Annotated in this window: 13 protein-coding genes; 10 read left to right on the top strand and 3 right to left on the bottom strand. The window is 47.9% G+C overall.

The features are described from left to right. Nucleotides 1–110 precede the first annotated feature (110 nt). From KVT36_RS17645 to KVT36_RS17635, 3 genes are read left to right on the top strand one after another with little or no spacing between them, the layout of a single operon-like run. Nucleotides 111–3,845 carry a DEAD/DEAH box helicase gene (locus tag KVT36_RS17645; RefSeq protein ID WP_217604780.1) on the top strand — a complete coding sequence of 1,245 codons (3,735 nt, stop codon included), beginning with the start codon at nt 111–113 and terminating at the stop codon, nt 3,843–3,845. 31 nt (nt 3,846–3,876) lie between these two features. After that, entirely contained in the window at nt 3,877–4,170 is a 294-nt protein-coding gene (locus tag KVT36_RS17640; protein ID WP_217604779.1) for a nucleotidyltransferase family protein, read from the top strand. Continuing rightward, a complete protein-coding gene (locus KVT36_RS17635; protein ID WP_217604778.1) occupies nt 4,160–4,507 on the top strand; it encodes a DUF86 domain-containing protein in 348 nt (115 codons plus the stop codon). Before KVT36_RS17640 ends, KVT36_RS17635 begins: the two co-directional genes overlap by 11 nt. A 6-nt stretch (nt 4,508–4,513) precedes the next feature. On the opposite strand, the gene KVT36_RS17630 is transcribed toward KVT36_RS17635, so the two are convergent. After that, nucleotides 4,514–5,050 (bottom strand): metalloprotease family protein, encoded by a 537-nt coding sequence (locus tag KVT36_RS17630; RefSeq protein ID WP_217604777.1) that lies wholly within the window; start codon nt 5,048–5,050, stop codon nt 4,514–4,516. A 10-nt stretch (nt 5,051–5,060) separates the two neighbouring features. Further along, nucleotides 5,061–6,107, bottom strand: a complete 1,047-nt coding sequence (locus KVT36_RS17625; protein ID WP_217604776.1) for a hypothetical protein — start codon at nt 6,105–6,107, stop codon at nt 5,061–5,063. Nucleotides 6,108–6,465: 358 nt separating this feature from the next. Here KVT36_RS17625 and KVT36_RS33215 point away from each other — a divergent pair, with 358 nt between their 5' ends. The 7 genes from KVT36_RS33215 (at nt 6,466) to KVT36_RS17590 (ending at nt 14,969) form a co-directional block, all read left to right on the top strand. Beyond that, nucleotides 6,466–6,546 carry a potassium-transporting ATPase subunit F gene (locus KVT36_RS33215; protein ID WP_089906815.1) on the top strand — a complete coding sequence of 27 codons (81 nt, stop codon included), beginning with the start codon at nt 6,466–6,468 and terminating at the stop codon, nt 6,544–6,546. A 24-nt stretch (nt 6,547–6,570) separates the two neighbouring features. Next, nucleotides 6,571–8,286, top strand: a complete 1,716-nt coding sequence (gene kdpA / locus KVT36_RS17615; protein WP_217604775.1) for a potassium-transporting ATPase subunit KdpA — start codon at nt 6,571–6,573, stop codon at nt 8,284–8,286. A gap of 19 nt (nt 8,287–8,305) precedes the next feature. Next, the gene (gene kdpB, locus KVT36_RS17610; protein ID WP_217604774.1) at nt 8,306–10,354 is read left to right on the top strand and encodes a potassium-transporting ATPase subunit KdpB; all 2,049 of its coding nucleotides are present in this window, start codon (nt 8,306–8,308) and stop codon (nt 10,352–10,354) included. A gap of 18 nt (nt 10,355–10,372) precedes the next feature. Continuing rightward, entirely contained in the window at nt 10,373–10,936 is a 564-nt protein-coding gene (locus KVT36_RS17605) for a K(+)-transporting ATPase subunit C (RefSeq protein WP_217604773.1), read from the top strand. Nucleotides 10,937–11,051: 115 nt separating this feature from the next. Continuing rightward, nucleotides 11,052–12,134: a porin gene (locus KVT36_RS17600; protein WP_217604772.1), complete on the top strand. Its 1,083-nt coding sequence runs from the start codon at nt 11,052–11,054 to the stop codon at nt 12,132–12,134. A gap of 13 nt (nt 12,135–12,147) precedes the next feature. Beyond that, nucleotides 12,148–13,275 carry a sensor protein KdpD gene (locus KVT36_RS17595; RefSeq protein ID WP_254640066.1) on the top strand — a complete coding sequence of 376 codons (1,128 nt, stop codon included), beginning with the start codon at nt 12,148–12,150 and terminating at the stop codon, nt 13,273–13,275. Beyond that, nucleotides 13,272–14,969 (top strand): ATP-binding protein, encoded by a 1,698-nt coding sequence (locus KVT36_RS17590; protein WP_217604770.1) that lies wholly within the window; start codon nt 13,272–13,274, stop codon nt 14,967–14,969. Before KVT36_RS17595 ends, KVT36_RS17590 begins: the two co-directional genes overlap by 4 nt. Before the next feature lie 2 nt (nt 14,970–14,971). Here KVT36_RS17590 and KVT36_RS17585 read toward each other — a convergent pair. Continuing rightward, on the bottom strand, nt 14,972–16,437 hold a 1,466-nt coding region (locus KVT36_RS17585), incomplete at its 5' end, for a hybrid sensor histidine kinase/response regulator (RefSeq protein WP_217604769.1).

Raw genomic sequence — 16,437 nt, 5'->3', positions numbered from 1 at the left:
TCCATTGCCTTGTTCGCACCCACCCTCCACATTCCAAAAATTCTGCTTACTTTTGTGGATTGCCTTTTAGCGAGTTGCTAAATATTTTAGTTTTATAAAGCCTGGAATATATGTCACTACCCCAGTTATTAAAATACGTTTATAATAACGGCACCGATGAGGTGATCCGGAGGGGGAAACGTATATTCTCTACAGGCGGGGTAGAGCTGCTGGAGGCCGATCCTGTGCTTAGATCAGCCGCTTTCCGGGTAAAGAGCGATACGCACGCCAACTACTACAAAGTTACCATCGCCAAATACCATGATACCGGCAATATGTCGGTGCGCTGCCAGTGCCCCTATAACCTGGGGGATATTTGCCGGCACGAGGCCGCAGCCCTGTTCCAGCTACAGGAAATGCTGGACAAGAACCACTTTGATAGTTTTGAAACGCATTACAATCAGCAACATACGCTGATAAAAATGAAGTCTATTGACCTCAAATCTATCAGGCTGCTCACTTCCCCGGAGCTTTATGCAGAGGCAGAAAAAATACTGAAACATCATAAGATCCAGATCCGCAGCGCCAAAGATGAAAAGGTAGAAGCTTTGCTGAAGCTGGATGGACAGGAATATCCCCTCATCCTGCAGCGGAATGAGGAACGCAACTTTGATACCCATTGCATTTGCGATGAAACGGAGCACCCCTTGTGTAAGCACAAAACGGCCCTGTTCCTGCAATTGCTGAATGCCAACGGGCCTTTTTATTTTGATACCCTGCGCAACTGGGATAAGGAAAAGAATAAGCTGCTGGCCATTTACGGCTACTCCCTTACAGATAACCTGGATGGTAAGTTTGCTTTTTCCTACATGGAGGGCAAACCCTTCCTGCGTGTGCTGGATCCCAGCATTAAGCGGGTAGAAGCCCCTGTGGCTGGCCGGGCACAACAGGCGCCCCCGCCGCCCCCGCCGGACATTGTGGTTACACAGCGTGTAGGCGTGGTGTTTAATGCCAATGAACCCCTGTATCCCTTTTTCCGGATGGACCTGGTAAGCGGTGAAGTGAATGAGGAGCAGAATGGTTTTGTATCCCTGGTGAACAAGCTGGACCTGACCAAATACATTGATTTTTACCAGTATAAAGAGCATGACCGGGAGCTGATCTCGCCCGTGCGTAAGCTGCAGTCAGGCGAGGTAAGTAAATACCTGAGCAAGAACTCGCCCTTTGCAGGCATCTGGGAAAATATTACCCATGATAATTCAGAAGAGCTGCCTACGGAAACCAAGGAGCTGATGCTGGAATACATGCATCCCAAGCTGGCCAAGCTGTTTCCGCAAATGGCAGAACATGGCTTACTGTTCCTGTTACCCAACCGGCAGCCGTTTAAAACACGTAACCTGCAGCCCATTGCATTAGCCGGCGGCCGCCTGTTGCCCGTGTTTAAAACCCATACCGGCGAAAAGGAAGTGGAGATCACCTGTTATGTGAATATAGAAGGTGAGCTGGTGAACGTAACGGACAATGAGTGGGAAAGCCCGCTGCTGTTCCTTTACAAGGGCATGCTGCACCTGTTTGAAAATCCGCAGGATGCATTGCATGTGGAGCTGTTCCGCAATACCGGCCGCTTACGTATACCCGTAACCGAATGGCCTACTTATTTAAAAGATTACCTGTTGCCCTTAAGCCGGCAATATGATATACAGTTTGATGCTTCCCTGCTGGCTGAGGTAGATGATATTTTACCGGAAAGCCGCGTGTACCTGAAAGAAATGGGCGAAACCTTTATTATTCAACCCGGCTTTGCCTACCATGGGCATGAGGTGGAGTGGAATGATGAAACCCGCATTACAGTGCAGGAAGGCAACAAAGTGCTCATTATTCACCGGAACAAAGCTGCGGAAGAGCAGTTTGTAGAAAGCATCCGGGCGCTGCACACCAATTTCAGTCAGCCCAGCAACAACAACTATTTTTACCTGCGCTCCAAAGAAGCGCTGAAGAACAACTGGTTCTTCCTGTTCTTTGATGCGCTGAAGGAAATGAATGTACGCGTGTTTGGCTTTGACGGCCTGCGTAACTTCAAGTTCAATTCCCATAAGCCGGTCACGAACCTGCAGATCAGCTCCGGCATTGACTGGTTTGATGCGCAGATAGAGGTGCTGTATGGCGATCAGCGTGTAAGCATTAAGGATATCAAACATGCGCTGGCTAATAAACAGAACTATGTACAGCTGGCAGATGGCTCCCTGGGCCTGCTGCCGGAAGAATGGCTGCGTAAATACTCCCTGCTGTTTAAGATAGGCGAGGAAAAAGATAAAGGACTTAAGCTAAGCAAATATAACTTCAGCGTTATTGATGAACTGTTTGAGTTTATTGATGATGAGGCCATTGTTATAGAGCTGGAGCAGAAGCGTAAAAAGTTGCTGCAGTTTGATGAGATCCGCAACGTTTCCCTGCCCCATAACCTGAATGCCAATCTGCGCCCTTACCAGGAAAGCGGTTTCCAGTGGCTTAACTATCTGGATGAAGTGAAGTGGGGCGGTATCCTGGCGGATGACATGGGTTTGGGTAAAACCATCCAGGCGCTTACGTTTGTACAGCATTACAAAAATACCCATAACGATAAATGTCTGGCGCTGGTGGTATGTCCTACTACGCTGATCTATAACTGGGAGAACGAGATCAAGAAGTTCACTCCTGAAATGCGTTACCATATTCATCATGGGCCTACGCGCATGAAGAACCCGGAAGAGCTGCAGAAGGTAGATATTATCATCACCACTTACGGTACCCTGCGCAGTGATGTGCAGCTGCTGATGAAAATGGAGTTTGACTATGTGGTGCTGGATGAATCCCAGGCCATTAAGAACCCGCAGAGCAAGGTTACCAAAGCGGCACAGCTGCTGCATACTAAGAACCGCCTGGCGCTGAGCGGTACACCCATGCAGAACAATACTTTTGATATTTATGCGCAGATGAACTTCCTGAACCCCGGTATGCTGGGGAGTGTAGACTTTTTCAGGAATGAATTTGCCACTCCTATTGATAAGTTCCAGGATGAGGAGCGCAAAGATCATTTGCGTAAGCTCATCTATCCGTTCATATTACGCCGTACCAAAGAGCAGGTGGCCAAAGAGCTGCCGGAGAAAATAGAAACTGTGATCTTCTGCGAAATGGATGCGGAGCAGCGCCATATTTACGATGCTTACCGCAATACCTACCGCTCCAAGATCTTAGGGGTGATAGAAGACCAGGGTATGGAACGTTCCCAGCTTACCATTTTGCAGGGCCTGATGAAGCTGCGCCAGATCTGCGATTCACCGGCTATCCTGAATGAATCAGAGCAGTATCCGAACCACTCTGTAAAGCTGCATGAGCTTACACGGGAAATGTCTGAGAATATCAGCAACCACAAGGTGCTGGTGTTTTCCCAGTTCCTGGGTATGCTGGCGCTTATTAAAGACCGCCTGCAGCATCTTAAAATTCCGTTTGAATATTTTGACGGCAGCACCAGCACCATAGAAAGGGAGCGCGCTATCCAGAACTTCCAGAATAACGAGGAGTGCCGTGTATTCCTGATCTCCCTGAAAGCCGGTGGCGTGGGTTTGAACCTTACTGCTGCCGACTATGTATATATTGTAGATCCCTGGTGGAACCCCGCTGTAGAACAGCAGGCCATTGTCCGTACCCACCGTATTGGCCAAACCAAGAACATTTTTGCCTACCGCATGATCTGTAAGGATACGGTGGAGGAAAAGATCTTACAGCTGCAGGAGCGCAAGAAATCTTTGGTAAAAGATATTATTGCCGATGATACCGGCTTTATTAAGAAGCTGTCTAAAGAGGATGTGCTGTATTTGTTCAGTTAGATCGCTCAGGAAAAAGCCTTAAATTTGATATATGAAGCTCAGCCAGCAAGATATTCAAGTCATCCGGCAGTACTTTGCAGATAAACCTGTGAAGAAAGCTTTCATTTTTGGATCCTATGCCAGGAATGAAGCAGATGCTAAAAGCGACCTGGATATATTGGTGGAGCTGGATTACACTACACATATTGGCTTAGGTTTTGTAAAAATGAAGCTGGACCTGGAAGATAAGCTGCACCGCCAGGTGGACCTGGTATCCAACCAGGCATTATCGCAGCATTTATTGCCTTTCATCAATGCAGACAAGCAATTGATCTATGAAAGGTAACATGGGCGATAAGCAACGATTGTTGCATATACTGGAAGCCATAACGGAAATAGAAAACTATACCATCAACCAAACTTTCCCCGATTTTATTACCAACTCCATGATGCGTTTCGCATCCATTAAACAAATTGAAATTATTGGCGAAGCGGCTAACCTGGTTACAGTGCCCACCCGCGAACGGTTCTCCGATATTGAATGGCGCCAGATCATTGGCCTCCGGCATATCCTTGTGCATGAATACTTTGGAATAGATGCGCAGCTGATATGGCAGGTGATCATTGATGATCTGCCTGTTTTAAAAACCAAGGTGCAGGAGATATTGACACAATTGCCATAAATAAGCTTACGCCATCAATTTTATCAGCAACACCGGCAGCCCCAGGGAAACGCCCATTCCGTAGAACAGATCTAACCAGAAAAAGGAGCCCATTGCGCCGGCATAAATAATGCCTACCACCGGCACTGTTACCACCTTTAGCCATTTCGGCGTATCCTCACCATGCCACAGCGTATTCCACATGGTTTGCGCATCGCCGATGCTGGGAAAAGCATGCATACCAATAGAAATAGACAGGTACAGCAAAAGATAATCCAACGCATTACCGCTGCTGAATTTCATGACCGGTATGGCAGCCGGGAAGGCAATAATAACTGCCAGCAAAGTGTTCACAATAAAAGGCCCGATGCCTATCCATAGCTGGTGCACAGGATTCCGTACCGGTTCATGGATCACATAACCGGCGGGGTTGGCAGGCTGGAAATATTTTACTTCAAATACGGCTACCCCGCATAAACGGCAAAACAGCTGGTGGGCCAGCTCATGTGCTACCACACCGGGAAAAGTAACGATCGTAATTATAATACCTGGAACAAAAAACATATTGAATACATTAATCTCTGTAAGTAATAGTACCGGCAATAACCCCTTGCAGGGTCGCTAACCCGTTGGTATCGGCATTGTGTTTTAACCGGGCCATCAGGGCATCGCGCTCTTTGGTTTGCCTGTTGAAATGATAGGCCAGCGCAAGCGCCTGCATGGCTGAAGGGTCATCCGGCGCCAGGCTATAGCTATATTGTGCTTTTTCAAGGGCCTGTTTGTCCAGCTTTTGCTTTATGAATATCCTGACCAGTGAAGTGTGTGCAACTACAGATTCTGCATTAAGCTTTAGCAGCTGGTTACATACCTTAGTAGCTTTTTCATATTGTTTTTCTTCCCGGTAAGCGGCGGCCAGCAAGCTATATGCCGGTTGAAAGTCCGGTGCAGCTGTTAATACCTGGTCGCAAAGACTATCGGCAGCGGCATATTCGTGTGTATCAAAATATTGGTCGGCCAATAAATAATTTGCCAGGTTATCTTCCGGGTGCTGCTGCACATACTGCTTTAAAGCCGTCTGGTAAGCTATGTTATCGTTCCTGAGGCTATCCCGTACAAAGTGAAAGGAACTATCCTTAAAGCTGTAGTTTTTAAAACCGCCTAATACTTTATTCACCTGTTCAATCAGCTCTTTTTCGTTGTTGAATGTTTTGCCGGCCCAATGTTCCCGCGCGCTGTCCGCTTCTACGAGGTGGTCATTATAATAAGCCGCAATCATGTAGTGGCAGGCGCCCTGCAGGTATTCCGGATAATCTTTTAGTGTTTGCCGCAGCGCCACTTCTGCGCTCATATACTTATGCTGCTCTTCCAGCTTTAACGCCCGCTCATAATTGAGGCCGGCGGTAAAGGACTTCGGAAACTTGACCAGGGAGAATAATACCAGCAAACCCACGCCCAGGGCTGCCCATAATACTTCTTTCTTAATGGGATAACGGCTTAGCCCGCGGCGGCAGGGGGCGCATAATCTTATTTTATAACCTTCTTCATAGGATGGTGTGCCGCATTTCTGGCATCCATTATTCCCCGCCGTCCCCTGCGCAGGAATGTTGTCATTTACTTCCATAGGTACTCTTGAATTGGGGCATTAAGATATGGTAAAAAATACAAATGTGTTATCCCACGATCATTGCATTTTCTGCAATCACCCTTCCGTTTCTGCATGGTTCCTTCATGCACCTTTTCACCTGCCCTAAACCTTATCCCCGGTTTTGCAATTGACTATCAATTGCTTACCCATCATTTCAAACCCTGCATGCCAACCCTGGCACTACAATAGCTTTTACCTGCCCGTAACAACGGTACCACTAATTAAAATATACATCATCATGTTTACCATTCTTTTATTACTCGCAGGCCTGGCCTGTTTTGTATTGTTCTTCCGCTCAATTGATTATTTCGACCGCATATAACAGCTAAAGACTATGATGAACGCATTATTTATCCTGGCCATAGGGGTGTTCCTGTACATGATATATGTATTGCTGAAACCCGAAAAGTTTTAAAACAAACAAGCCAAAAGAAAGAAGATGACAACAGAAATTTTAGGCGTAATTATCACCTATGCACTTACACTACTACTGGCCTGGCCTTTAGGGAAATACATAGCCAAAGTATTTAAGGGAGAAAGAACCTGGTCAGATCTTATGGCGCCAATAGAACGCCTGTTCTACAAACTATCCGGCATTAATCCTAAAGAGGAAATGAACTGGAAGCAGCACCTGAAAGCGCTGCTGACCATTAACCTGCTATGGTTTGTATATGCGTTTTTTGCACTGCTGTTCCAGGACAAGCTGCCCCTGAACCCGGATGGCAATCCCGGCCAAACACCGGACCTGGCCTTTAACACCGCCATCAGCTTTGTGGTGAACTGTAACCTGCAGCACTATTCCGGTGAAAGCGGGGTAACTTATTTCACCCAGCTGTTTGTGCTGGAGTTCCTGCACTTTGTAAGCGCCGCCACCGGTATAGCTTCACTGATAGTAGTATTAAAAGCACTAAAAGATAAAACCACCAGTAAGCTGGGTAACTTCTGGGACTTTTTTGTAAAAACCATCACCCGCATTTTATTACCGCTATCTATTGTTATTGCCATTATACTGGCCTTTAACGGTACTCCTGCCAGCTACAAAGGCAAAGACGCCTATGTAAGCCTGCAGGGCGATACGGTAAATGTATCCCGCGGCCCGGCTGCAGCCATGATAGCCATTAAACATCTGGGCACCAATGGTGGTGGCTGGTTTGGCGCCAACGCTGCACACCCGCTGGAAAATCCCAACTACATTACCTACATCACGGAAATGGTAGCGCAGGTAGTGCTGCCCATAGCCATGATCTTTGCGCTGGGCTTTTTCATAAACCGCAAAAAGTTTGCGTACGTGGTTTTCAGCATCATGACACTGGGCATGCTCTGTTTAGTGATACCAACCATCATTACGGAAATACATGGCAGCCCTGCCATTGCACACATGGGCATAGCACAGCCTACGGGCGCCATGGAAGGTAAGGAAGTACGGTTTGGTCCTGCGGGATCTGCGTATTGGAGCATACTCACCACCATTATCTCTACCGGTTCTGTAAATGCTATGCACGACAGCACCATGCCGCTTAGCGGTTTAATGCAAATGCTGGGCATGATGGTGAACAGCTTTTATGGCGGCTGCGGGGTGGGCTTCCTGAACTACTACATCTACATTATTATGGCCGTGTTTATATCCGGCCTTATGGTAGGCCGTACGCCGGAGTTCATGGGCCATAAGCTGGAAGCGCGTGAAATAAAAATAGCTGCGCTTATTACCCTGTTATCACCCTTCCTGATACTGGCAGGTACGGCATTATCTTCTTTCATTCTTGCACATCATCCGGAGGCCGACTGGGCGGTGAAACCATCGGCCTGGTTAAATAACCCGGGTTATCATGGTTTCTCTGAAATGCTGTATGAATACACTTCTTCCAACGCCAATAACGGTTCCGGGTTTGAAGGCTTGGGCGATAATAACATTTTCTGGAATGTAAGCACGGGCTTTATCCTGATCCTGGGCCGCTTTCTGCCCATTATAGGACCTGTAGCCATTGCAGGACTAATGGCCAACAAAAAATTCATACCGGCAGCTGCAGGCACCTTAAAAACAGATTCGCTCACTTTTGGGGTAATGACCTTTGCAGTGATCATTATCATTAATGCGCTGTCGTACTTCCCTGCGCTGGCACTAGGTCCTATAGCAGAGTATTTTTCCATGCATTAATGAACAATAGCTATAACAAATGAAAAATAAAGATAACAGACTTTTTCCGCGGGAGCTGGTGAAGGAAAGCTTACAACAATCCTTTATAAAGCTGGATCCCCGGTTAATGATAAAGAACCCGGTGATGTTCACCGTTGAACTGGGCACCGTAGTAATGTTGATTGTTACGCTGTACGCCATCATCACCAAGCATACAGACCAGGGCAGCGTAACTTATAACGGGCTGGTATTCCTGGTGCTGCTGCTCACCGTTTTGTTTGCCAATTTTGCGGAAGCCATTGCAGAAGCCCGCGGTAAAGCCCAGGCAGAGAGCCTGCGCAAAACCCGCGAGGAAACGCCCGCCAAGCTGATACGCACCATAGGCGAGGTATTTATGAATGAAGTGCAGGTGGTATCATCCGCACAGCTGCGCAAGGGAGATGTATTCCTGTGTGAGCCCGGTGATATTGTACCGGCAGATGGCGAGATCATTGAAGGCCTGGCCAGCATAGACGAATCGGCCATTACCGGCGAAAGTGCGCCGGTGATAAGGGAAGCCGGGGGCGATAAGTCCAGCGTGGTAGGCGGCACCAAAGTATTGAGCGACCGTATTAAAGTGCAGGTAAGCACAGAACCCGGTGAATCTTTTTTAGATAAGATGATTGCCCTGGTAGAAGGCGCCAGCCGCCAGAAAACACCGAATGAAATAGCGCTGACCATATTGCTGGCCAGCTTTACACTGGTGTTCATTATTGTTTGCGTAACCTTAAAACCGTTTGCAGATTATGCGCAAACACCTATTACTATTGCGGCCTTCATCTCCTTGTTTGTATGCCTCATACCTACTTCCATTGGCGGTTTGCTTTCAGCTATTGGTATTGCGGGTATGGACCGTGCCCTGCGCGCCAATGTAATTACCAAATCAGGTAAGGCCGTAGAAACAGCCGGCGACGTAGATGTGTTACTGTTAGATAAGACCGGTACCATAACTATTGGTAACCGTAAGGCCACTAACTTTTATGCAGCCAACGGAGTATCCAAAGAAGAATTTATAAGGCTCTGCGCCATCAGCTCCCTGTCAGACGAAACGCCGGAAGGTAAGTCCATTGTGGAATTGGCCGGTAAGGAGGTAGTAAGCAGGCTTTCGATAAATGGCGCTACGCTGGTAAAATTCACCGCTGAAACCCGCAGCAGCGGTATTGACTTGTCAGACGGTACCCGCATACGCAAAGGAGCCTCTGATGCTATGCAAAAGCTGGCAGCCCATGCCGGCCATAACGTACCGGCAGAAACCCTGGATCAGGTAAAAGCTATTGCCAAAGATGGCGGTACGCCCTTAGTGGTGGCCCTTAACAGCCAGGTACAAGGCGTAATAGAATTACAGGATATTATTAAACCCGGCATACAGGAACGGTTTGAACGCCTGCGTAAGATGGGCGTAAAAACAGTAATGGTTACTGGTGATAATCCTTTAACGGCCAAGTACATTGCTACCAAAGCCGGGGTGGATGATTTTATTGCGGAAGCCAAACCGGAGGACAAAATGGCCTACATTAAAAAAGAGCAGACCGAAGGCCGCCTGGTAGCTATGATGGGCGATGGTACCAACGATGCGCCGGCGCTGGCCCAGGCAGATGTAGGTGTGGCCATGAACAGCGGCACGCAGGCTGCCAAAGAAGCCGGTAACATGGTGGACCTGGATAATGATCCCACCAAACTGATTGAGATCGTGGAAATAGGCAAGCAGCTGCTCATGACGCGCGGCACGCTCACCACCTTTTCCATTGCCAATGATGTGGCTAAATACTTTGCCATTGTACCGGCGCTGTTCATTGCCTCTATTCCTGCCCTGCAGGGTATTAATATCATGCGCCTGCATAGCCCTGAATCAGCTATCCTGAGCGCAGTAATATTCAACGCCATTATTATTCCCCTGCTTATTCCGCTGGCATTAAGAGGTGTGGCTTACAAGCCTATTGGCGCCAGCGCGCTGCTGCGCAGGAACCTGCTCATTTACGGTGTAGGCGGGGTAATAGTACCATTCATTGGTATTAAGATCATAGACCTGTTCATTAGTATGTTCTTTTAACACTTAACAACAACCAACATGAAACGATATATTTTTCCTGCCGTAAGATTGACCCTGGTGCTGATAGTAGTGCTGGCAGGCCTGTTCCCGCTGTTTATTGCCGCTGTGGCTAAAATGGCGCCCGGTAAGGGCGATGGTGTAACGGTAATGCATAAAGGAAAAGTAGTGGGTTACGCCAACATAGGCCAGAAATTTACAGATGATAAATATTGCTGGTCGCGCCCCTCTGCAGTAGATTATAATGCCGCCGGTTCTGCGGGCTCCAATAAAGGCCCTTCCAATCCTGATTACCTGAGAACAGTGCAGGAAAGGATTGATACTTTCCTGGTGCACAATCCCGGTGTAAATAAAGAAGACATACCAGCAGAGCTGGTTACTGCATCAGGCAGCGGCCTGGATCCTGACCTTTCCCCTGCAGCGGTGGAAATACAGATACCCCGAATTGCCAAAGCCCGCGGCGTGGCGCCGGAGCGCATTAAAACACTGGTGAAAGAACATACAAAAGGACCTTTGTTAGGGTTGTTAGGCCCGTCTAAAGTGAATGTGTTACAGCTCAACATAGCATTGGACGATATGCAATAATAGTATTTCATATCCTATGAAGATTTAAACCTGTTAAGTACGTTCCCCGCGCTCCGCTGCTGAAAGGGTGGTGGGGCGCTATTTTAAAACGAAAGGATCTATCCAACGATATTTTATGAAACAATTTTTAATTAGCACAGCCATGCTTACTATTACGGCTACACGCGTATTCTCACAAGACAGCACCGCAGCAAAAGAACCGGGAAAGCTTACCTTTTCCGGTTATGCAGAGGTTTATTATAGTTATGATTTTAATAATCCTGGCAACCATGTGAAACCGCCATTTATCTATAGCTATAACCGGCATAATGAGGTGAACCTGAACCTGGGATTTGTGAAAGCCAATTACACATCTGACAGGGTACGGGGTAATATTGCTATTATGGCCGGTACCTATGCGCAATACAACATGGCATCAGAAGCAGAGCTGCTGCGGCATGTGTACGAAGCAAATGCAGGTCTGCGTATTGGGAAGGGGCTTTGGGTAGATGCCGGTATAATGCCCTCCCATATTGGGTTTGAAAGCGCCATTGGAAAAGATTGTTATACGCTTACCCGCAGCATTATGGCAGATAATACACCTTATTATGAAGCAGGCGTTAAAATAACCTGGAATCCCAATGAACAATGGACACTGGCTGCCATGTACCTGAACGGCTGGCAGCGCATTCAGCGGGTAGATGGCAATCAAACACCCGCCTTTGGCACGCAGGTAACCTTTAAGCCCAATGATAAGGTAACGCTGAACTACAGCACATTTATCGGGAATGATAAGCCGGACAGCGCCCGGCAAATGCGGTATTTTAATGACCTTTACGGTACCTTTAGCATAGGAGATAAATGCACACTGGTAGCGGGTATTGACTATGGTTTGGAGCAAGCTGCAAAAGGCAGCAGCGATCTGAATACCTGGTACAGCCCCATTCTCATAGCCCGGTATGCATTAACGGATAAGGTGGCGCTTGCCGGCCGTGTAGAACATTTTAATGATAAACACGGCGTTATTATTAATACCGGCGCTGCGAATGGTTTTCAAACCACCGGTTATTCCCTGAACCTGGATGTAAAACCCATGGATAATGTGCTGTTCCGGATAGAGGGGAAATATTATGACAGCAAAGACGCCATATTTGTAAAGGATGATGAGCTGAAAACCGGGAATGTATCGGTAACCACCTCATTATCTTTCTGGTTTTAACCATATGCCTGTTATGACAGACAAAGAACATACGGTACAACATTACCTGCACCTGGCCAACAAAACATCGGGCCGGGGCAAGTTCAAGATCTATATTGGTATGAGCGCCGGTGTAGGTAAAACCTACCGTATGCTGCAGGAAGCGCACAATCTGCTGCGGAATGGTGTGAACATACAGATAGGTTACGTGGAAACACATAACCGTAAAGAAACACAGGCATTGATAGACGGGTTGCCGGCCATACCGCGCAAGCAGGTTTTTTATAAAGGCAAAATGCTGGAAGAAATGGACCTGGACAGCATTTTATTGCTGAACCCTGAATGGGTGATAGTAGATGAGCTGGCACATACCAACATACCCGGCGCACGTCATGAAAAACGCTGGCAGGATGTGGCGGAGCTTTTAAATGCAGGCATTAACGTTATATCTGCCGTGAACATACAGCACATTGAAAGCATTAACCAGCAGGTGAAAATAATTACAGGTGTGGAGGTAAAAGAGCGTGTGCCGGATAGTGTGCTGCAGATGGCTGATGAAGTAGTGAACATAGACCTTACAGCCGATGAGCTGATCACCCGCCTGAAAGAAGGTAAGATCTACGATCCTTCAAAAGTAGAAACAGCGCTCAAGAATTTTTTCCAGTCGGAAAAAATACTGCAGCTGCGGGAGCTGGCCCTGAAGGAGGTAACCTCGCAGGTAGAGCGTAAAGTAGAAATAGAGGTGCCGCGCAGCCAGCAAATGCGGCATGAGAATTTCCTGGCCTGCATTTCTACCAACGATGAGGTGGCGCGTAAAGTGATCCGCAAAACAGCCCGCCTGGCATCTTATTACCATGGCAACTGGTATGTGCTGTACGTGCAGGCCCCGCGTGAAAATGCCGCCCGCATAAGCCTGGCATCCCAGCGCCATTTGATCAATAACCTGAAGCTGGCTACAGAGCTGGGTGCGGAAGTGCTGCAGGTGCACGATGCCCGCATAGCGCAGGTGATCATAGACACGGCTATTGAAAAGCGGGTAACCACCGTGTGTATTGGTAAACCGCACATTAGCCTGTTCCGTATTATCCTTAGAACCAACCTTTTTAACCAATTATTAAAAACATTATCTTCCAATGACATTGATCTCATAATTCTATCATGAGGCTAAAAACAAAGATCACGCTGGGGGTGCTGTTCCTTTACTTTATGCTGCTGCTGGTGAGCGTACTGGGATACTATTATCTCACCAACCTGAATGCAAAGGCACGCACTATTTTGCAGGATAACTATGAATCCCTGGAATACAGCAAGAACATGCTGATAGCGCTGGATGCCCTGAGTGCTGACCGCAGCAGCGGCCTGCTAAATTTTGAGCAGCAGCTGCACCGGCAGGAAGCTAATATTACTGAATATGGCGAAGGCAGCGCCACCGTGCAGGTACGCAGGGCCTTTGAACGGCTGAAAAAAGACAGCGCTGTTTCCCAGCAGGAGCTGCAGGCCATACGCAAAAGCATATACGTGATCATGGATGCCAACATGCAGGCCATTGCAGGGAAACATGAAAGCGTAAAGAAAACGGCTAACAATGCGCTGTTATACATAGCCATTATCAGCGGGGTTTGTTTTTTACTGGGCTTCACCTTTGTATATAATTTCCCGGGTTATGTGGCCAATCCCATCCGGGAGCTTACCATCGGTATTAAAGGCATTGCAGATAAAAAATACAGCCAGCGCCTGCATTTTGAAAGCGCAGATGAATTTGGAGAGCTGGCCACGGCCTTTAATACCATGGCTCAGCGACTGGATGATTATGAGCACAGCAACCTGGCCCGCATTATGTTTGAAAAGCAGCGTGCGGAAGCGGTGATCAGCAGCCTGAAAGATGCTACCATTGGTTTTGATACCAGGAACATTATCCTGTTTGCGAACACACCCGCCCTGCAATTATTAAATATGCCGGAACAGGCGCTGATAGGCAAACCTGCGCAGGAAGCAGCCAAACATAATGACCTGCTCAGCTTTTTAGTGAACCCGCAGAACATGGGTCCATTGAAAATAGTGGTGGATGGCAAGGAATGTTTTTTTACCAAAGAGCTGGTGGATGTTGATTATGCCAATGAAAGGATCGGTTACATTATTGTGCTTAAGAACATTACCAGCTTCCGGGAGCAGGACCTGGCCAAAACACATTTCATAGCTACGGTATCGCATGAGCTGAAAACACCTTTAGCCTCTTCTGACTTTAGTTTAAAGCTGCTGGAAGATGAGCGCATTGGCCACCTGACCAGTGAGCAGCATGAGCTGGTAGAAAGCCTGAAGCAGGATAACCTGCGTATGATCAAAATTGTAAGTGAGCTGTTAAACCTTTCGCAGGTAGAAAGCGGCAACATTCAGCTGCAGCCCCAGCCCGTGGCCCCCGCGCAGGTATTGGAGTACGCGCTGGACACGGTGCGTAAACAGGCCGCCCAGCAGCAGGTGAACATTCAAACCCATATACCGGAACAATTGTCCAGCATACAGGCCGATGTGGAGAAAACCGCCTGGGTGCTGGTGAACCTGCTTACCAATGCCATCCGTTATTCACCCGCAGGATCTGCGGTGCAGCTAACCATTACACAAACGGCAGACACACTTACATTCAGTGTGAAGGATGAGGGCAAGGGCATTCCGGCTGCTTTCCGTGAAAAGATCTTTGAACGTTTTTACCAGGTGCCCGGCACGCACAGTCAAAAAAGCAGCGGGCTGGGACTGGCCATAGCAAGGGAGTTTATAGAAGCGCAGGGAGGAACTATAGGGGTAGAGAGTGAGGAAGGCAAAGGCAGCCTGTTTTATTTTAGCTTACCGCTGGCGGTATAAGCTTACAGGCGTTCCATTTCCTGCAATACTTCCTGGCAGGCTGCATCCATAATAGCGGACAGCTGCTTTACTTTTTCATGAATAGCGGGTATGTTGGTGCCCTGCTCCGCCTCTTTCTCCAGATCGCGGGTAGTTTCCATAGCATTTACAATAGGCACAATACCCAGGCTTGATTTGAGGCGATGGGCCAGGAAGGCCGCTCTTTTCCAGTCCTGCAGCTGGGTGGCTTCCCGGATCTCCTGCACATTTTTAGGCATGGTGGAAAGGAACTCCTGCAGCATTTCTTTTATGTAAGCCGTGTCATTATATAATATGCTGCGTAAATGGTTAAAGTCTACTACACCAGGACCAGGCATAGGGGTGTTGTCCAATATCTTCATATATAACTCTTCAGGTACAAATGGTTTGGAAATATAATCATTCATGCCGGATTGTAAACATTTTTCCCGTTCACCTTTGATAGCGGCAGCGGTCATGGCAATCACCGGGGTATCAATACCTTGCTTACGCAGCTGTATGGTAGTGGTATAGCCATCCATTTCAGGCATTTGGATGTCCATGATTATGCAGTCATATTCTTTCTGCTGTACCAGGGTAAGCACTTGTCTGCCATCCGCTGCAATGTCTACCCGGGCGCCGGCTTTGTGCAGGGTATTATAAGCTACGCGCTGGTTAATAATATTATCTTCTGCTACCAGCAGCATTTTGCCCTGTAATACGGGCCGTAGCTGGGTAGCTGCTGCCAGGCCTTTGCTTTGCGTTTCCGGCAGGAAGAGGTTTTTGGTAAAGGGTATTTCGCAATAAAAAGTAGTGCCGGCGCCTTCCTTGCTTTTTACGGTAAGGGTGCCTCCCTGCAGGGCTACCAGCTCCCGGGTAATGGCCAGCCCCAGGCCGATGCCACCGTAACGGCGGGTATTTTCTGCATTGGACTGTGTGAAGCTTTCAAAAATGATCTCCTGCTTATCTGCCGGTATGCCAATGCCGGTATCACTCACCTCAAAGCCTATACGCACCTGGGTATTTTGCGTGGCCAGCACCCGGCAGCGTATGCCAATGGCGCCACCTGGCGTAAATTTAATGGCATTCTCCACCAGGTTCACAATGATCTGGGTAAAACGTACAGGATCGCCCAGCAGGTGGTCCGGCACTTCGTCTGCTACTTCCAGGGAATAATGCAGCCCTTTTTGCTGTGCCTGTAACTGCAGGGGTAACAGGGTTTTATCCATCAGCTCACGGAAATGAAAGGCAATTTGTTCCAGCGCCATTTTGCCGGAGCGGATCTTGGAAAAATCCAGTATCTCGTTAATAATGGCCAGCAGGTTACTGGCAGATTGCTGGGTAGCGTGAATGTATTCTTTTTGCTCAAGTGTTAAAGAAGTGTTAGGGGGCAGGTTGGTCATACCGATAATACCGTCCATGGGCGAAGGAATTTGGGGGCCAAGGTTGGCGGGGAACATTCCTGGTGGGC

It is taken from the genome of Chitinophaga sp. GbtcB8 (assembly GCF_019091455.1).
Classification (GTDB): Bacteria; Bacteroidota; Bacteroidia; order Chitinophagales; family Chitinophagaceae; genus Chitinophaga.
Note: the sequence above shows the minus strand (reverse complement) of the source record. Positions and strands in the feature narration are given on the sequence as shown.

Bases quoted from the DNA above. Each gene is read 5' to 3' on its own strand.
- KVT36_RS17640 (WP_217604779.1), top strand. From the start codon at position 3,877: ATGAAGCTCAGCCAGCAAGATATTCAAGTCATCCGGCAGTACTTTGCA.
- KVT36_RS17645 (WP_217604780.1), top strand. From the start codon at position 111: ATGTCACTACCCCAGTTATTAAAATACGTTTATAATAACGGCACCGAT.
- KVT36_RS17600 (WP_217604772.1), top strand. From the start codon at position 11,052: ATGAAACAATTTTTAATTAGCACAGCCATGCTTACTATTACGGCTACA.
- KVT36_RS17635 (WP_217604778.1), top strand. From the start codon at position 4,160: ATGAAAGGTAACATGGGCGATAAGCAACGATTGTTGCATATACTGGAA.
- kdpA (WP_217604775.1), top strand. From the start codon at position 6,571: ATGACAACAGAAATTTTAGGCGTAATTATCACCTATGCACTTACACTA.
- KVT36_RS33215 (WP_089906815.1), top strand. From the start codon at position 6,466: ATGATGAACGCATTATTTATCCTGGCCATAGGGGTGTTCCTGTACATG.
- kdpB (WP_217604774.1), top strand. From the start codon at position 8,306: ATGAAAAATAAAGATAACAGACTTTTTCCGCGGGAGCTGGTGAAGGAA.
- KVT36_RS17590 (WP_217604770.1), top strand. From the start codon at position 13,272: ATGAGGCTAAAAACAAAGATCACGCTGGGGGTGCTGTTCCTTTACTTT.
- KVT36_RS17630 (WP_217604777.1), bottom strand. From the start codon at position 5,050: ATGTTTTTTGTTCCAGGTATTATAATTACGATCGTTACTTTTCCCGGT.
- KVT36_RS17605 (WP_217604773.1), top strand. From the start codon at position 10,373: ATGAAACGATATATTTTTCCTGCCGTAAGATTGACCCTGGTGCTGATA.
- KVT36_RS17595 (WP_254640066.1), top strand. From the start codon at position 12,148: ATGACAGACAAAGAACATACGGTACAACATTACCTGCACCTGGCCAAC.
- KVT36_RS17625 (WP_217604776.1), bottom strand. From the start codon at position 6,107: ATGGAAGTAAATGACAACATTCCTGCGCAGGGGACGGCGGGGAATAAT.